Annotated in this window: 13 protein-coding genes; 12 read left to right on the forward strand and 1 reads right to left on the reverse strand. The window is 58.1% G+C overall.

All coding sequences use genetic code 11. The features are described from left to right. Window positions 1–57 precede the first annotated feature (57 nt). The 11 genes from MIN45_RS11260 to MIN45_RS11310 all read left to right on the forward strand — a co-directional run bounded on the left by MIN45_RS11260 (window position 58) and on the right by MIN45_RS11310 (window position 12,682). Entirely contained in the window at window positions 58–1,065 is a 1,008-nt protein-coding gene (locus tag MIN45_RS11260) for an IS481 family transposase (protein ID WP_286292336.1), read from the forward strand. 104 nt (window positions 1,066–1,169) lie between these two features. Beyond that, window positions 1,170–2,993 carry a hypothetical protein gene (locus tag MIN45_RS11265; RefSeq protein WP_286292338.1) on the forward strand — a complete coding sequence of 608 codons (1,824 nt, stop codon included), beginning with the start codon at window positions 1,170–1,172 and terminating at the stop codon, window positions 2,991–2,993. Next, a complete protein-coding gene (locus MIN45_RS11270; protein ID WP_286292339.1) occupies window positions 2,990–4,141 on the forward strand; it encodes a glycosyltransferase family 4 protein in 1,152 nt (383 codons plus the stop codon). The genes MIN45_RS11265 and MIN45_RS11270 overlap by 4 nt, the downstream gene beginning before the upstream one ends. Continuing rightward, a complete protein-coding gene (locus tag MIN45_RS11275) occupies window positions 4,138–5,085 on the forward strand; it encodes a glycosyltransferase family 2 protein (RefSeq protein WP_286292341.1) in 948 nt (315 codons plus the stop codon). The genes MIN45_RS11270 and MIN45_RS11275 overlap by 4 nt, the downstream gene beginning before the upstream one ends. Then, window positions 5,082–5,849 carry a polysaccharide deacetylase family protein gene (locus tag MIN45_RS11280; RefSeq protein WP_286292343.1) on the forward strand — a complete coding sequence of 256 codons (768 nt, stop codon included), beginning with the start codon at window positions 5,082–5,084 and terminating at the stop codon, window positions 5,847–5,849. The genes MIN45_RS11275 and MIN45_RS11280 overlap by 4 nt, the downstream gene beginning before the upstream one ends. Before the next feature lie 3 nt (window positions 5,850–5,852). Further along, window positions 5,853–6,791 (forward strand): glycosyltransferase family 2 protein, encoded by a 939-nt coding sequence (locus tag MIN45_RS11285; protein ID WP_286292348.1) that lies wholly within the window; start codon window positions 5,853–5,855, stop codon window positions 6,789–6,791. Then, window positions 6,773–7,384: a tetratricopeptide repeat protein gene (locus tag MIN45_RS11290; protein ID WP_286292349.1), complete on the forward strand. Its 612-nt coding sequence runs from the start codon at window positions 6,773–6,775 to the stop codon at window positions 7,382–7,384. The genes MIN45_RS11285 and MIN45_RS11290 overlap by 19 nt, the downstream gene beginning before the upstream one ends. A 2-nt stretch (window positions 7,385–7,386) precedes the next feature. Next, a complete protein-coding gene (locus tag MIN45_RS11295) occupies window positions 7,387–8,322 on the forward strand; it encodes a sulfotransferase family protein (protein ID WP_286292350.1) in 936 nt (311 codons plus the stop codon). Window positions 8,323–8,341: 19 nt separating this feature from the next. Continuing rightward, window positions 8,342–9,268, forward strand: coding sequence for a glycosyltransferase family 2 protein (locus tag MIN45_RS11300; RefSeq protein WP_286292351.1), 927 nt, complete (start codon window positions 8,342–8,344; stop codon window positions 9,266–9,268). Next, window positions 9,265–11,382 (forward strand): sulfatase family protein, encoded by a 2,118-nt coding sequence (locus MIN45_RS11305; RefSeq protein WP_286292352.1) that lies wholly within the window; start codon window positions 9,265–9,267, stop codon window positions 11,380–11,382. Before MIN45_RS11300 ends, MIN45_RS11305 begins: the two co-directional genes overlap by 4 nt. Beyond that, window positions 11,375–12,682, forward strand: coding sequence for a putative O-glycosylation ligase, exosortase A system-associated (locus MIN45_RS11310; protein WP_286292353.1), 1,308 nt, complete (start codon window positions 11,375–11,377; stop codon window positions 12,680–12,682). Before MIN45_RS11305 ends, MIN45_RS11310 begins: the two co-directional genes overlap by 8 nt. On the opposite strand, the gene MIN45_RS11315 is transcribed toward MIN45_RS11310, so the two are convergent. Continuing rightward, complete coding sequence (locus tag MIN45_RS11315; protein ID WP_286292354.1) at window positions 12,670–13,608, reverse strand: sulfotransferase family protein; 939 nt, start codon at window positions 13,606–13,608, stop codon at window positions 12,670–12,672. The two genes, MIN45_RS11310 and MIN45_RS11315, sit on opposite strands and share 13 nt — an antisense overlap. Window positions 13,609–13,646: 38 nt before the next feature. Here MIN45_RS11315 and MIN45_RS11320 point away from each other — a divergent pair, with 38 nt between their 5' ends. Beyond that, the gene (locus tag MIN45_RS11320; protein ID WP_286292355.1) at window positions 13,647–15,476 is read left to right on the forward strand and encodes an asparagine synthetase B family protein; all 1,830 of its coding nucleotides are present in this window, start codon (window positions 13,647–13,649) and stop codon (window positions 15,474–15,476) included. The last annotated feature ends 29 nt before the right edge of the window (window positions 15,477–15,505 follow it).

Genomic DNA, 15,505 nt, shown 5'->3' on the forward strand with positions numbered 1-15,505 from the left:
GATGGCAGAGTCCCAGGCCGGAAAGACGACTCAAGCTTGATGGACGAGGAGGAAGTCATGGTCATCCGTCTCCACAAGAAAGCCCGCACCACGCCCGAGATCCGCCGGGAGATCCAGAACTCCAAGCTGCCGGCCACGGTTCTGGCCAGGAAATACGGGGTTCATCGTCATACCATCCGCAAGTGGCGCCAGCGCGATTCGGTCGAGGACGCCTCGCACCGGCCCCATCGCATCCATGCCACCCTGACCCCGCAGCAGGAAGCGATCGTCGTCTGTCTGCGCGAAACCCTGCTGTTGCCCCTGGATGACCTGCTGGCGGTCGTTCATCGCTTCATCTATCCCGAGATGTCCCGCTCGGCTCTGGACCGGCTGCTGCGCCGCCATGGGGTTTCCAACCTCAAAGAACTGATCGCCGCCAAGGAAGGAGAGAACGCCCCTTCCAAGGGCAAGAAGAAGGGCTTCAAGGACTACGAGCCCGGGTTTGTCCACATCGACATCAAGTACCTGCCTAAGATGCCCGACGAGAGCCGGGGCCGTTACCTCTTCGTCGCCATCGATCGGGCCACCCGCTGGGTCTACCTGGAAATCCATCCCACCAAGGAAGCCAGGGTCGCCGCCGCCTTCCTCGAGCGCCTGATCGCCAAGGCCCCCTTCACAATCACCAAGGTCCTGACCGATAACGGCAAAGAGTTTACCGACCGCTTCTGTGCCACCGGGGAGCGCGAACCGACCGGCCGACACCTTTTCGACCAGGTCTGCCAATGCCATGGCATCGAGCACCGCCTCATCCCGCCCAAACACCCCCAGACCAACGGCATGGTAGAACGCTTCAACGGTCGGATCGCCGAAATCCTCAAAACCACTCGCTTCCAAAGCAGCCAGGATCTGGATCGGGCCCTGATGCAGTATGCCAGCGTCTACAACCATCAGATCCCCCAGAAGGCCCTGGGACACATCTCACCAGTACAGGCCCTCAAAGACTGGCAGAAGAAGCGGCCGGAGCTCTTCAAAAAACGTGTATATAATCTCACGGGGCTTGACATCTACCCTTTAAGGTCGATCTGATCGACTACGCTCGCGCCCCCGAAGATTTGAAACGCGCCATCGATGAGGAGGGCATTCCGTGGCCGATGTGACGCTGGGCCGCCTTGAAAAGGTATAAAGCACTCATGACTTTGAAAAATCTGCAAATTCCCGCCGCCAAGCGGGAAATCCTGCTCTCCTCCCATACGGAACAGCTGATCGACCACCTGGAAGAGGCCGAATGCCTTTTCCTGCGCTTTCGGGGGCCGGCTGATCACACCCTGCCCGGCGTCTCCCGGATGCGGGCCTGTCCGGCCGGGGGCTGGTTGCTGGAGGGGAAAGAAAACTTCTGGATTCCCCGCCTGCCGGTGGCAAGACGGCTGGACGACCAGGGGCATATCCTGGAGGAGACTCCCGCACCGGTTTCCGGCCTGGAACTGAACGGCTCGGGGTTGACCCTGTTCCTTGCGCCGCCCGCCGGTTTTGTGACCGATCTGGCAGTCTGGCGGCTGACGCCACAGCTGCAGCAGGAACTGACCGATCTCAGCCCCATTGAAACTCAGGCTTATTTCCTGTGGGGTTCCCACACCCGCTACAGCCACCCGGCCGATCTGTATCTGCACCTGATCCACGGCTGGGTGTACGAGAACCGCGTCAGCTGGCCCAAGTACTGGAAGATCTGCTCGGAAAACGACGCCCACGCCCTGTACGTGCTGTTCTCCGGCCTGGCGCGGGCCACCGGAAAGACCCTCTACCGGCTGTTCAAGCGGCAGCTGCTCCTGGCGGTTCTCGACCGTCAGGCCGACGACGGCGGCTGGTATCACGGCGAGTGGACCGACGGGATGGAGTCCCACTTCCGTCTTCACACCAGTGCATTGCATTTGCTGCTGGATGCTTATGAGGAAGGCCCTGATGCCACCATTGCCGAGGGTTTGCAGCGGGGAACCGAGTTTTTGCTCCAGCGGGCCGACCGTCTCGACTGCGGCCTGTGGTTCCTGCACGATTCCCTGGAGCTGACGGAGGCATCGATGCGTCAAAGTCCGTTCCAGTGGCTGCCCTGTCGGGCCTTTGGCAAATCCGTAAGCGACATGTTGGTGCTCAACTCCCATTGGGACACCACCATCGCCGTGGGCCGGGGCGCGGGACTGCTGGAGGAGTCCGCCTGGCGGGAGGCGGCAGGCGAAGCCAACCGGGCCACGGAAACGGTCCTCGCGGCCATTCCGGCCGCCTGGCTGTACCGCCTGGTCTTCGGCCTGATCGCCCTGAGCTTTCTGCCAACCGAACGGGCCGCCGCCCTGCCGCTGTGGCGAAGGGCCCTGAAGCGGCTGGGCTGGAAATACCTGATTCCCTGCTTCCACCATCTAAAATGCCGCTTTCCCCGCCTAGTGATGCCGGGCGGCTACCTGGACCGCGCCCTGTGCCTCAAGGGAATTTCCACCGCCTATCAGGCCATCAACGTCATGGATCTGGTCAGGCTCCAGGCGCGCTTTCCGCAGCTGAAGCTGCGTTCCTACATCGACGACGCCGTGGCGTTCACCTACCGCAGCGGCCTGTGGCAGCGCTGGGCCGAGGACGAAAGAACCCGATATGCCTACGGCTTCTGGGCCGAGGCCCTGCACCGCCTGTGTCTGCTCGATCCCGATCCGGCGCTGCGGAGCCGGCTGGCCGGGACGATGGCAAGGCTGGAAGAACTTGGGCTGGGTCAACCGCCCGGGCTTCTGGGGGGCGACCAGGAGCGGGGCTTTGCCGGCCCTCGGAAACTGGATCTGCACAAACTTCCACCCGGCGTCCGCATTGCCGATCTTTCCACACCTGCCGGGGCGGAGTACCTGTTGCTGGGCACGGGCGAAGGCCCGGTACGTCTGAATACTGGAACACTGGGGACGGAGCTGAACTGGACCGATCCCGAAGGCAGGCCCCTGGACCCCGAGTTTTCCCTGCAACCCGGCCAGTGGGTAGTGGGACGGTGAGCCTGCCCCACGTCGGTATCGTCTCTCCGGAATTCCCTCCGGACATCGGCGGGGTGGAAAACTACGCCCTGGGTTATATCCGCGCGCTTGCCGGGATGGGCCATCCGGTCACCGTGTTCACCCGCCGCCACCCCCAGGGGGAAATCGAGCTTTCCGGCGTCGCCGTCCGGCCGGTGCTGAAACTGCGCCGGGTGCTGGACCGGAAGCTCCTGGAAACGCCGGGGATCGACGCCTGGCACGCCATGAACGCCGCCTATGCCTGGATCGCCGAAGAGACTGAAAAGCCGGTGGTAGTTTCGGTCCACGGCAACGACTTCCTCCGCGCCTATTACCCAGTTACCGCCCCGGCCCTGTACCGCTTCGGCCCTCTCTGGCGCCTTGAAGGCAAACTGCGTCGTCTGGAACGGGTCTGGCGCGGTCATACCACCCGGATGCTCCGCCGATGGCTGCCGCAGGCGACCGCCATCTTCACCAACAGCCGCTATACCGAGCGTGTGCTGCTGGAGAAGATTCCATCCTGCCGTGGCAAAACGGTTGCGGCGATGGTGGGAGTCGATCCATTCTTCCTGGCCCCGCCTCTTGTGGAGGACGGCGATACGAAAATTCCCCGATTGATCAGCATTACCCGCCTGTCAGAGCCGCGCAAGAACATCCATCTGGTCCTCGAGGCATTGGCCCGGTTGCGTGACCGGCACCAGTTTCACTACACCGTGGTCGGCGACGGCAGCCAGCGTCCCCGCCTGGAAAAGAGGGTCAAAGCGCTGGGACTGACCGGACGGGTGACCTTCACCGGCAGCCTGCCCCGCGAATCACTGCGGGAGCAGCTACGGCGCGCTCATCTGTTCATCCTCACCGCATCGGTCCTGCCCCACAGTCACGAAGGTTTCGGCCTGGTCTATCTGGAGGCGGCCGCCTGCGGGGTGCCGTCTCTGGCCGCCCACTTGGCCGGGGCCACCGAGGCGGTGGCGGAAGGAGAGAGCGGCTTTTTCGTCGAAAAGCCGGAAACGGAGGCGATCGCCTCCGCCCTCGGCGCTTTCCTGGAGGGGAAAATCCGCTTCTCCCGCCAGCGCTGCCGGGAATTCGCCAGGCGCTTTAGCTGGGAGCAGGTTGTGGAAAAGGCACAACCGTTCTATGCTGAAAAACGATGAACAAGCACCAAGCCCCAGAAATCTCTGTCATCATGCCCTGCTTTAACGCCGCCGCCTACCTGGCGGAGGCCATCGGCAGTGTGCGCAACCAAACGTTCCAGGACTGGGAGCTGATCGTTGTCGATGACGGTTCCAGCGACGCCAGCGCAGAAATCGTCACCCGGACGGCCCAAGAAGACGGGCGGATCCGGCTGCTGTGTCAGGAGAACCAGGGCCCCTACCCGGCCCGCAACCTCGGCCTGCGCCACGCCCGGGGGGAATACGTCGCCTTTCTCGATGCCGACGACTGGTGGGATCCAACGTTTCTGGAGAAGATGCATCGCGCCGTCGGGGAAACCGACGACGACCTGGCCTACTGCGGCTGGCAGAACGTGGTCGAGGACGGCGACGACCGCCCTCCCTACGTTCCTCCCGATTATCTGCAGGAAGACCTGTTCGCCCGCCTGCTCAGGAGCTGTCCCTGGCCGATCCATGCCGCCCTCACCCACCGCAAGGTGCTGGAAACTGTCGGCGGTTTTTCCACCCGGTGTTTCAGCAGCATGGACTACGATCTGTGGCTCAGGATCGCCGCCCATACTCGAAAGTGGGCGCGCGTGCCGGAAGTCCTGGCCTACTACCGCTGGCACGACAAGGGACAGATCTCGGCGGTCAAGTGGCGCCAGGTACTGGAGGCCTGGCGGGTGCGGCGTGATTTCATCGCCGCCCATCCCGATCTGGTGGCCCATCTGTCCCGGCCCCAGGTGCGCCAGCTGATCGACGGTCCTATACGGGAGCAGGCTTACCAGGCCCTGTGGCAACGGGATTTGACCTCAGCCCAAAAATTGTTCCGCGCAGCCCTGCGCTATCGGGCCTGGCAATGGCAGGATCTCAAATATCTGCTTCCCAGCCTGCTGCCAGCGCTTCTGTTCGAAAATCTGATCCACAGACGGGATTCTGCAGCATGAAGCGCTTTCTGATCCTCATGTACCACATGATCCGGGAGCCGGAAGACCGGAACGAAGCCCGCTATGCCTGCCCGCCGGCACGATTTCGCAGTCACCTGGAGGCACTACGCCGCTGGGGCTGGCAGCCGGTCTCCCTGGCCCAAATCCGGGATCATATGTATGAAGGGGCAGCACTGCCGGACAAGGCGGTGGCCATCACCCTGGACGACGGTTTCGAGGACAATTATCGGAACGCCTTCCCGATTTTTCAGGAGTTGGACATCCCCGCCACCATCTTTCTGGCCACCGGCCATCTGGGTAGGACCAACGCCTGGATGCGGGACTGGCCCCAGCACCCCATGCTGACCTGGGAACAGATCGGGGAAATGCACCGCCACGGTATGGCTTTCGGCGGCCACACCGTCAGCCACTGTCACCTGGACCAGGTGCCGGAAACCCGAGCCCGGGAGGAAATCAGTGCCTGCAAGAAAACCATCGAGGACCGGCTGGGCACGGACTGCGACCTTTTCGCCTATCCTTACGGCCATTTCAACGCCACCACGGTGGACTTCGTCCGCAGGGCCGGCTATCGGCTGGCCTGTTCTACCCGTTCGGGCTTCAATCACCGGGACCGTGACCCCTTCATTCTCCACCGCATCGAGGTGCGGGGCGACGATCCTTTGTGGAAGCTGAAACAGAAGCTCACTTTCGGCACCAACGAGTCCGGCCTGACCCTGCCACTGCGCTACTACGCCGGGCGCCTGTCCGCACGCTTGCGAGCCTGAACCATGGATCTTTCCGTCATCATCTGTACCTACAACCGCTGTCACAATCTCGCCGAGTGCTTCCGGCATCTGGAAGCACAACAGCTTGACGGCGGGCTGGGCTGGGAGGTGCTACTGGTGGATAACAACTCCACCGACGCCACCCGGGATTACGTCCGTGATTTCGCCCGCAACACGCCATTGAATCTGCGCTATACCTTCTGCGGGGAGCAGGGACTGTCCCATGCCCGCAACCATGGCATTGCCGAGGCGCGGGGACACCGGCTGGTCTTCATCGACGATGATATCCGGGTCACTCCGGGCTGGCTCCAGGCCATCCATGAAACTTTCGAGGAACACAACTGTGACGCGGTGGGTGGACGGATTCACCTGGAAATTCCCCTGGAACAGTTGCCCAAGTGGATCCGGCCGGACATGTACGGTTTTCTGGGTTATCAGGATTTCGGCGACCACCCCTACCGGCTCGACGGTTTCCGCGAATTTCCCTTTGGCGGCAACATGGCCATTCACCGGCGGGTGTTTGACAGGATCGGCCTGTTCGACACCGGCATGGGGCGCAAGGGGGCTGGAACCCGCAAGGAGGAACTGTTCAAGGGCGAGGAAACCGACTTCTTCCACCGCCTGGCGGAAAACGGCGGCGTCATCTGGTACCAGCCCAGGGCGCTAGTCCGCCACAAGGTGCTGCCCCACCAGCTCCGGCGGCGCTTTTTCCTGACTCTGCATCACAATGCCGGGATTCTCAAGGCCAAGCAGGACAACCAAATTCACCCCCACCGGATTCTTGGTGTACCGAGATTCCTGTTCTGGCTACAATTGAAAGCAGTGGGGAAATACCTATGTCAGGTCATGATGAAGGGGCCTGATACCGCCTTCCGCCAACTTATGAATGTGGTCTATTTCCTTGGCATGATCGAAGGATATCATTGGAACAGGCACTCATAATGCGACCGCTCCGACACCCGCTTTTCATCGTCACCCTGGTACTTTTCTCTGCGACCGCATGGGGTGAATACGCCATCAGCGCTTCTGAACTGGCTCTGATGCCAAAGTTCTGCCGCTACCTTTCACCGGGAAATTTCCAGCCGAATGCCAGGCATCTGGCTATGAAAGGCAGTGCTCCTGGAGAACATGCCCACCATTTCTGCCACGGTCTGAAATACCTGATCCGGGCCCGGCGCGCGGTCGGCAACAAACAGAAAAAACGTCAGGCGTTGAAGGGCGCCTTGAATGAATTCGGCTATGTGGAAACGCATACCAAAAATCCGCATGGCGTCCTGCTTCCTTATGTGGCGCTTTACAAAGGGGATGCATTCTTACAACTAGGCCGCAGACCGGAAGCGCTGAGAGAATATCTGAAAGCCATCCGTTTGCGTCCAAAATTCCCCCAGGCTTATGCCAAACTGGCCAAGCTTTATCAGGAAATGGGGCAAATCGACAAAGCTGCCAAGGTCCTCCGATACGGCATCCGTAAAACTCATACCAAATCGCTCGTCCACCAGCTTCAGCGTCTTAACAAAGACCCCAAAACAAAATGACCATGCAGCCACCCATTTTCATCGTCGGTGCCCCCCGTTCAGGAACCACGCTGTTGCAATACATGTTACGTTCCCATCCGGACATTTCTCTGCCTACCGGAGAATCCCATTTCATCGTGCCCCTACTGAAACATGCGCATGAATACGGGGATCTCAGTCAGCTCGAAAACATCCGCCGAGTACTGGCCCGGATGTACCAACAGAGCGCGAATTTTCTGGAAACTGATCTGCATGGCCTAAAATTCGAGATCGACAAACTCGCCGAAACGTTTCATCAGGAAGGCAGGCACACCATGCCGGCGATCATTTCCGGGTTGTTCGAAAAAAATGCTGCTGGCGAGGGCGCCTCGATCTGGGGTGATAAAACGCCCTATTATGTGCTTCACATGCCACTGCTGCGGCAACATTTCCCCGGCTGCCGTTTCATCCACCTGATCCGCGACGGTAGAGACTGCGCGCTGTCCATGTTTCAAAGACGCCATGATTTTGGCGTCTACAACACCTTTTTTGCCGCCAAATACTGGGAAATATATGTGGAAATAGGTCGTCAAACGGGAAAAGGACTCGGCATCAAAATCTATCATGAAATTCGATATGAAGACTTGTTGGAAAGGCCAGAGGCAACCATGCGTGACCTGTGTGCTTTTCTGAACGTCCAGTTTCATGATTCCCTAATAAATTTCAAGAAATCCGGTGAAGCGGGGAAAACCCCGTTATTGCAGAAACCCCTGCAACGTGATAATCGACAGAAATGGCGCTCACGCATGACGCCACGTCAAATTCTTCTGTTTGAACGCGCGGTAGGTCCCACCCTACAAGATTGCGGCTATCCCCTGACGACGGATGCCACTCCTCTTCCCTTGCCTGTCAGGGCCTTCTGGCACCTGCACAACCGCTTGGCCCATCAATACTATCGCCTGCGTGGTGCCACCCGCTGAGACGATGGACAACACACCGTTGACAATCGTCATCTGTACCCATAATCGGGCCAATCTGCTTCAACACACCTTGGTCTCAATCCGGGAGGCTTACCGCCCCCCACATTGTGATCTCAATGTCCTGGTCATTGCCAACGCTTGCAAGGACCGAACCATCGAACTGTTGAAAACATGGCAAAATGTGGCAGATTTTCCATCACTGCGCTATTACGAAGAACCACGTCCAGGAAAATCCCTGGCATTGAACCTGGCGATACGTAAAATTGATCATGGTTGGCTAGCGTTTGTGGACGACGACCATCGCATCGATCATGATTATCTGACAGCCATCGTCGACGCCATCCATGCTTGGCCAGAGGCGACGATGTTCTGCGGCCGCATCCTACCGGACTGGCGCGGCGATGAACCAACCTGGGTTCACGATACCGGCCCCTATCGCGTCTATCCGTTGCCGATTCCCTGCTTCGAGCTGGGCGAGACCCCTTTTTCAGTCACGAAAGACGACCGCATTCCCGGCGGTGGCAACTTAATCGTCCACCGGGATGTATTTCGGCGGGTTGGCGAGTTTTCCACCCATCTGGGGCCTGAAGGCCACAATCTGCGCGGCGGGGAAGACAGTGATCTGGTTCTCAGAGCCCTTCACCAGGGAGAAACATTACAGTATGTTCCTTCGATCGTACAGTACCACCATATCGATACCCAACGCCTGAAACTTCCCTATTTACTGAAAAAAAGTTTTCAGCGCAGCTTCTCCATCACACTGGCCCGGCATCCCCACTCACGCTCTATTCCTCCTTATCTGCTACGGAAATTACTCCACCACTTGGTGCAACTGACGGTCAGCTTTGATTTCATGAAATTCCGTTTTCACCTGATGCGGATCGCCGGTACCCTGGGGGAAATGACGGGCATGATCACCGCGTTGAACAGGGCGCCGGAGGCATGATCATTTTGAAATCGTCTTTGGCAGTGGCCGCGGCTTTCACACTTGTGCTGTCAGGTCTCTCCCTACGTTACTACAACCACACCGGGCCTCGGCTGAAGCGTGAAATCTACACACACTTTTTAGGCTTTTCCACCCGGGCGCTCTTGCGCCTGTGTGCCTGGACCTTCATCATTTCCTGGGTGCTAGCCATATTGTCCGCTCTCGTCTATGCCTATTGGGCGGCGGTCTGGGATTTACCCTCCACCGCAACGGCTCTGATACTAGTGGAAACCGCTGGTATTGGTCTGGTGACGGGAGGACTTTTCAGCTATTACTTGGTACAGTGCCCCCCTTTGGTGACCACCTCCCTGCAGTTTCGTTTTTCCCGCTTCGATCCCTGGTGGAAATTCCTCCAAACTCATGGTCGGCAAATCCTCATGCTTCTGGGATCGGTAATTGTTCTGTTCTGGGCCGTCAGCTTGTGGCAGGCCTATTGGAACGCCGGTCCCTGGCGCCAGGGACTGGTTCTGCCGGCCATCCTCTTCTTAGTGGCAGCCTCCCAGTGGCGAAAAAAAACGCTGGATCAGACTACCATTGCTACCCCAAGACCAAACCAACCCCCCAATATCATTCTGATTGGCAGTGATACCCTGAGGGCTGACAGACTCGGAGCCTGGGATTATGTGAGAAACCTTACTCCCAACCTTGACCGACTGGCGGAAGAGGGAATTCTGCTGACCAACTGTTACACCCCCCTGGCCCGTACTGCCCCCAGCCTGGTTTCCCTATTGACGGGAACTTGGCCCCATCGTCACGGAATTCGCACCAATTTCCCTTCGGCCGAAAATCTCGACCTACCGGTTCCCAGTCTGGTGGAATGCCTCAGCCAGGCGGGATACGAAACTCTGGCAATCACGGACTGGGCCGGGGCTGATCTGGGCAAGCTGCACTTCGGTTTCCATCAGGTGGAAACCCCTCCCGACCAATGGAACCTGAAATATCTGATCCGCCAGGGGCCTCCCTTGTTGCGCTTGTTTCTCAGCCTGTTCTGTCACAACCGTTTCGGAAAACGGTTTTTACCGGAAATCTATTATCTGGCTGGCGTCCCCCTCACCCGGCAAACCTTTTCCCGAGCCAAAGAGAAATTGACCGAACTGGCTCATGGCAACCGGCCTTTCTTCCTGCAGTTGTTCACCGCCACCACCCACGTTCCCTTCGGCTCCGACTATCCCTATTACGACCTGTTCACTCCTTTCGATTACCAGGGGGAGTCCCGTTTCGTGATGACCAAACTGGCCTCCGCCGAGGAAATTGTGAAGAAGCAGGAATTTGGCCCCGAGGCTTTCGATCTTCCTCAAGTCACCAATTTATATGATGGCTGCGTGATCCAGTTCGATGATGAAGTAGGCAAGTTGATGGATCATCTGCAGAAAACCGGCCTGGCCGATAATACGATCGTCATCGTCTTTAGCGATCATGGGGCCGATTTCTTTGAAACTGGTTGCTGGGGGCAGGGAAATACAGTACTCGGCAACGATCCCAGCAGCCGTATTCCGGTAATTATCCACAGTTCCCCGAATACGAAACTTCCACAAGGCATTCGCTTGCGGAATTCCACACGCAGCATTGACATTGCTCCAACCCTCCTGGACCTTCTGAACCTGGACATTCCAGCCACAATGCAGGGGCAGAGTCTACTCCCTTTCATTCTTGGAGAGAAACCACCTCAGGATTTACCCGCCTTTCAGGAAACCGGCTTGTGGCTGGGTAAAGTACCAGGGCTGCCAGATGACCATCTAGCTTATCCCAAGCTGGTGGAAATCCTCGACATCCCGGATAAAAACAGCGGCATGTTGACTGTAAATAAAAAATACCATCTACAAATCATCCAGGCCAAGGATCGGGCCGTCCGCATAGGGGATTGGAAATTGATTCGGATCGCCCTGCTCTCCGGCCCGACTTACCGACTGTTTCATCTTGGAAATGATCCTGATTGTCAAGAAGATCTTGCTGATCGATATCCTGAAATCTTCGACCAGCTCAAATCTTTGTTGGATGCCTGGATAGCGGAAGATCCTTTCATGTCTTCTCGCTTTTTCGTCACAAACGAGCAACAACAAGCATCCTATGCGTGATATCGCGGTACTGATATTTCTACTTGCCTGTATTGGCGCTGCACTTTACCGGGCTTGGTACGGTGTGCTCGCACTGGCGATTTTCAGCTATATGAACCCCCATGCCTACGCCTGGGGATTTGTACGTAGTTTTCCAGCTTATCAGACCTTGTTTTTTACTGTCGTTTTTTCCACATTGATAACAAAAGACCGCCAACCCATACCGAAGGATTGGCGCATCCCTGTCTTTATCCTGCTATGGCTTTACTTTATATTTACAACAACTCAGGCTTACCTCCCGGATCTGGCATGGCAAAAACTCTGGTTCGTAACAAAAATATATTTGCCATTTTTTTTTACCCTGGTTCTGATAAATACTAGAGAAAAGTTGTTGGCACTCATTGCAGCTATTGGCGTCTCCATCGGATTCATTGCAGCAAAAGGCGGCCTGTTCGCCATAGCAACCGGATTTTCATATCGAGTCTGGGGACCACCAGGCACACAGTTTGAGGGTAATAACGAACTAGCCATCGCCATCCTCATGGCGATCCCCCTCTTGATTCTTTGGTACCGGGAGACTGATAACCCTTGGATCAAACGAGGCATCATCGCTGCTATCCCGCTTATGTTCGCCAGCGTCGTTTCCTCTTGGTCTCGGGGAGCTTTTTTGACAATGGGGGTACTGGCATTACTCGTCATTTGGCATAGCAAGAAGAAATTCCTGGTGGTTCCCATAGTGATCGTCGCTGCTATCGTCGGCGCCCACTTCCTACCGGACGAGTGGTTTGCCCGCATGGAAACGATCAAAACCTACGAAGAGGACGCTTCCGCCATGAGCCGCATCATCACCTGGCGGGATGGCTGGCATCATACTTTGGAGCATCCTTTCACCGGCGCTGGGTTCGAAGGCTGGCGCATTGTGACCTGGCGTGACTGGCACAGCTCCTACGTGGAAATGTTCTCGGAGCACGGCTTCATCGCCTTCGGGCTGTGGATGTCTCTCATTCTCGGCACGCTGATCAGCCTGACCCGCCTGCCCAAAAAGGTCAAAAGCGTCCCGGGGATGGAATGGGTCGCCAACTATTGCTATATGTTACGAGCTTCCCTGATCGCTTACATGGTGGGGACGGCATTTCTGGGATTGTCCTACTGGGATCTACTGTACCACCTGATTTTCATCTCGGTACTGGTCAAAAAGTTTGCCTTGGAAGAATTAGCCCAAAAACAGGCGGCCACGCCAGACAAATCCCGCCATGCCCCCCGCATCCGCAGTTTCGTCCGTACCCGGCAGGACAAACCCGATGGCCTTCAACCCAGCTGATAGCCCAAGCGGGTGGCGACGGTCTCCAAACCGGGGAGAACCCGTTCGATACGCTGCCGGTCTTCACTTTGGCGCCATTTGTCCGTGCCGATGCGGGAAAAGGCGTTGTAAGGTCGTTGAAGCACTTGCTGGCAGTGACGTTGCAAACGGGCATCAAACGGCAAACCACAGGCTTCGAAAAGCGACTGGAAAGTGGCGGACGGATCTTCCAAAATGGATTCATAGGCGATTTCGTGCCACTGTGCTTTCGGCACCAAACGGCGGGCGTCCACAATCGCCTCGTTCATGGCGGCATACTGGAAGGCGCAAACTTCTTCGATGGAACTGTGGGTATAGTCCCGCCACCCGGGAGGCAGAAAGAAGCACCAGCGCCGATAACGTCCTCCGTCCACGGCCACTTCCACGGGGAGGGCTGCAGCCCAGTCACCAAATTCTTCCGCTTTACCCCAACCCCGAATCAGAGACTGGATGTTGTCACCGGGATTGCGCTTGACGAAAACAAAATGGGCCTGGGGAAACAAAGCGAGCAGATATGGGATCGATAGCCCGTTTTGATTGTTCTTGTCCACGATCCGGTCACAGCGGCCACAGCGGATGAAGAACAGGCGGGCCAGCGCCTGGCGATCGCGGTCATTGGCATATTGCGGTGGAATGACATGGCTGTCCCAGTTGCGTTCCGCTGGGGGATGCAGACGGGCCCAGAAATCGTGGGTTTCACGCTGGAGCGAAGCCAGCCGGCTCGACTCGGAAAAGGTCTTGTACACCAGGGTCGTTCCGGCCCGACTGCAGCCGACGATGAAAACCGGCCGTTCGATCAGGCGTGGCCGAAGATCGAAACGCCCGGCCCTAATGGATCGTCTGACGGATTCTAGGTAATGATGCAGAGTTTTATGCACTTTTTCCGCCAAATCCTGGACATCGAACATTTCTTTTTCCTCTTTCAACATTTTGGAGCGTCACACTCATGAGTCTGATCTGCGGCTGGCTGAACCCGTCCACCGATACCGCCTCCCGGGAAACCCTGGAAAGCATGATCCTGGCCCCCCGGGCCGGCAGCCAAAACAGTCCCGCCGTTCACCTGCGGAAGAATGCCGCCGTCGCCACCCGCACCATCACCACGCCAGCGCACCGGTTTCAGGACGCACATCACCTGGCTGTGGTGGACGGCCATCTGCACTGGAAAGACCGGGAACTCGCCGAGCTCGGCACCCGTGAGGGCCATGCCGCTGCGCTGGTACGGGGATTCCGGCAACATGGGCACAAGGTCTTCGAACAGGTCTCGGGGGCTTTCGCCTGCGTGCTGCTCAAGCCAGCGGAAAACTATGCCCTGCTGGCTGTCGATCATGCCGGCCAACGCCCCCTGGCCTATACGCTGGTCAATGGCGGCCTGATCTTCGCCAGCCACCTGGACAGTCTGACCGCCTTCCCCGGTTTTCAGGCAAAAATCGATCCGCAAAGCCTGTTCGACTACCTGTATTTCCACATGGTCCCCAGTCCCCAGACCATCTATCGCGGCGTGCACAAACTGCAACCGGGGGAATGCGTCGAGTTCATTGCCGGTCAGATGCGGCGACATTTCCATTTCCACCCCCCTTATGGGGAACAGGGAGGGTATGCCGACCTGGCTCCCCGCCTCAAGCCGCTGCTGTCTCACGCACTGGCGTCCTGTCTCGACGATCGGCCCACGGGCACGTTTCTGAGCGGCGGACTGGACAGCAGCACTGTCTCCGGGCTGTACCGGGAACAGGCCGGCCGACCGATCGATGCCTTCGCCATCGGCTTCGATGCCGAAGGCTACGATGAAATGCCCTACGCCCGCGCCTGCGCCCGCCATTTCGACCTTAACCTGCACGAATACTACGTCACCCCGGACGATGTGTTCGACGCCATTCCCATGATAGCGGCCAGTTACGACGAACCGTTCGGCAACGCCTCGGCCATCCCAGTCTACTACTGCGCCCGTCAGGCCCGGCTGACCGGCATGGCCTGCCTGCTGGCGGGGGACGGCGGCGATGAAATCTTCGCCGGCAACGAACGCTATGCCAAGCAAAAACTGTTCGACGCCTACCGGTTGGTGCCGGCATATGCCAAACCCCTGCTTGAGCGAATCGCCTCGCTGCCAGGGCTGGAGAAACTGCAAAGCTACATTAAGCAGGCCCGGATTCCCCTGCCCCAACGCCTGCAAACCTACAACTTCCTCCACCGCAGCCCGCTCCGGGACATCTTCGCGTCCGGCTTCCTGCAGCAGATCCGGACGGAACTGCCTCTGGAACTGCAGCAGCAAACCTGGAAGCGTTGCGGTGACGATGTCGCTCTATTGAAAAAAATGCTCTTTCTCGATGCCAAGTTCACCCTGGCGGACAACGATCTGCGCAAGGTCAACCGCACCGCCGAATTGGCGGGCATCGAGGTTCGTTATCCTCTGCTGCAACGCGAAGTGGTGGAATTCGCCGCCCGCATTCCTTCCGATCTCCTGCTGAAAGGCCTGCAACTACGCTGGTTCTTCCGCCGGGCCCTGCGTGATTTTCTGGCACCGGAAACCCTTGCCAAGCATAAGCACGGCTTCGGCCTGCCGTTCGGAATCTGGCTTCAAACCGATCCCCGCCTCAACGAACTGGCCCGCGATCATCTGGAGCGGATCGCCCGGCGCGGCTTTCTGAATCCCGATTACATCCGCGCTGTGCAAAAAGCCCACCGGGAAGGCCACGCCGCTTATTACGGTGTCATGATCTGGCTGCTGATCATGCTCGAAGCCTGGCTAGACGCCAAAAGGCTGGAGATACCCGTATCCTGAGAGGAAGTCAGCTGGGCTCACCGGATGAA

Source organism: Methylomarinovum tepidoasis, assembly GCF_030294985.1.
Taxonomy (GTDB): Bacteria; Pseudomonadota; Gammaproteobacteria; order Methylococcales; family Methylothermaceae; genus Methylohalobius; species Methylohalobius tepidoasis.

Coding starts and splice junctions, on each gene's coding strand:
- MIN45_RS11260 (WP_286292336.1), top strand. CDS start 58: ATGGTCATCCGTCTCCACAAGAAAGCCCGCACCACGCCCGAGATCCGC.
- MIN45_RS11285 (WP_286292348.1), top strand. CDS start 5,853: ATGGATCTTTCCGTCATCATCTGTACCTACAACCGCTGTCACAATCTC.
- MIN45_RS11320 (WP_286292355.1), top strand. CDS start 13,647: ATGAGTCTGATCTGCGGCTGGCTGAACCCGTCCACCGATACCGCCTCC.
- MIN45_RS11265 (WP_286292338.1), top strand. CDS start 1,170: ATGACTTTGAAAAATCTGCAAATTCCCGCCGCCAAGCGGGAAATCCTG.
- MIN45_RS11280 (WP_286292343.1), top strand. CDS start 5,082: ATGAAGCGCTTTCTGATCCTCATGTACCACATGATCCGGGAGCCGGAA.
- MIN45_RS11310 (WP_286292353.1), top strand. CDS start 11,375: ATGCGTGATATCGCGGTACTGATATTTCTACTTGCCTGTATTGGCGCT.
- MIN45_RS11295 (WP_286292350.1), top strand. CDS start 7,387: ATGCAGCCACCCATTTTCATCGTCGGTGCCCCCCGTTCAGGAACCACG.
- MIN45_RS11315 (WP_286292354.1), bottom strand. CDS start 13,608: ATGTTCGATGTCCAGGATTTGGCGGAAAAAGTGCATAAAACTCTGCAT.
- MIN45_RS11275 (WP_286292341.1), top strand. CDS start 4,138: ATGAACAAGCACCAAGCCCCAGAAATCTCTGTCATCATGCCCTGCTTT.
- MIN45_RS11305 (WP_286292352.1), top strand. CDS start 9,265: ATGATCATTTTGAAATCGTCTTTGGCAGTGGCCGCGGCTTTCACACTT.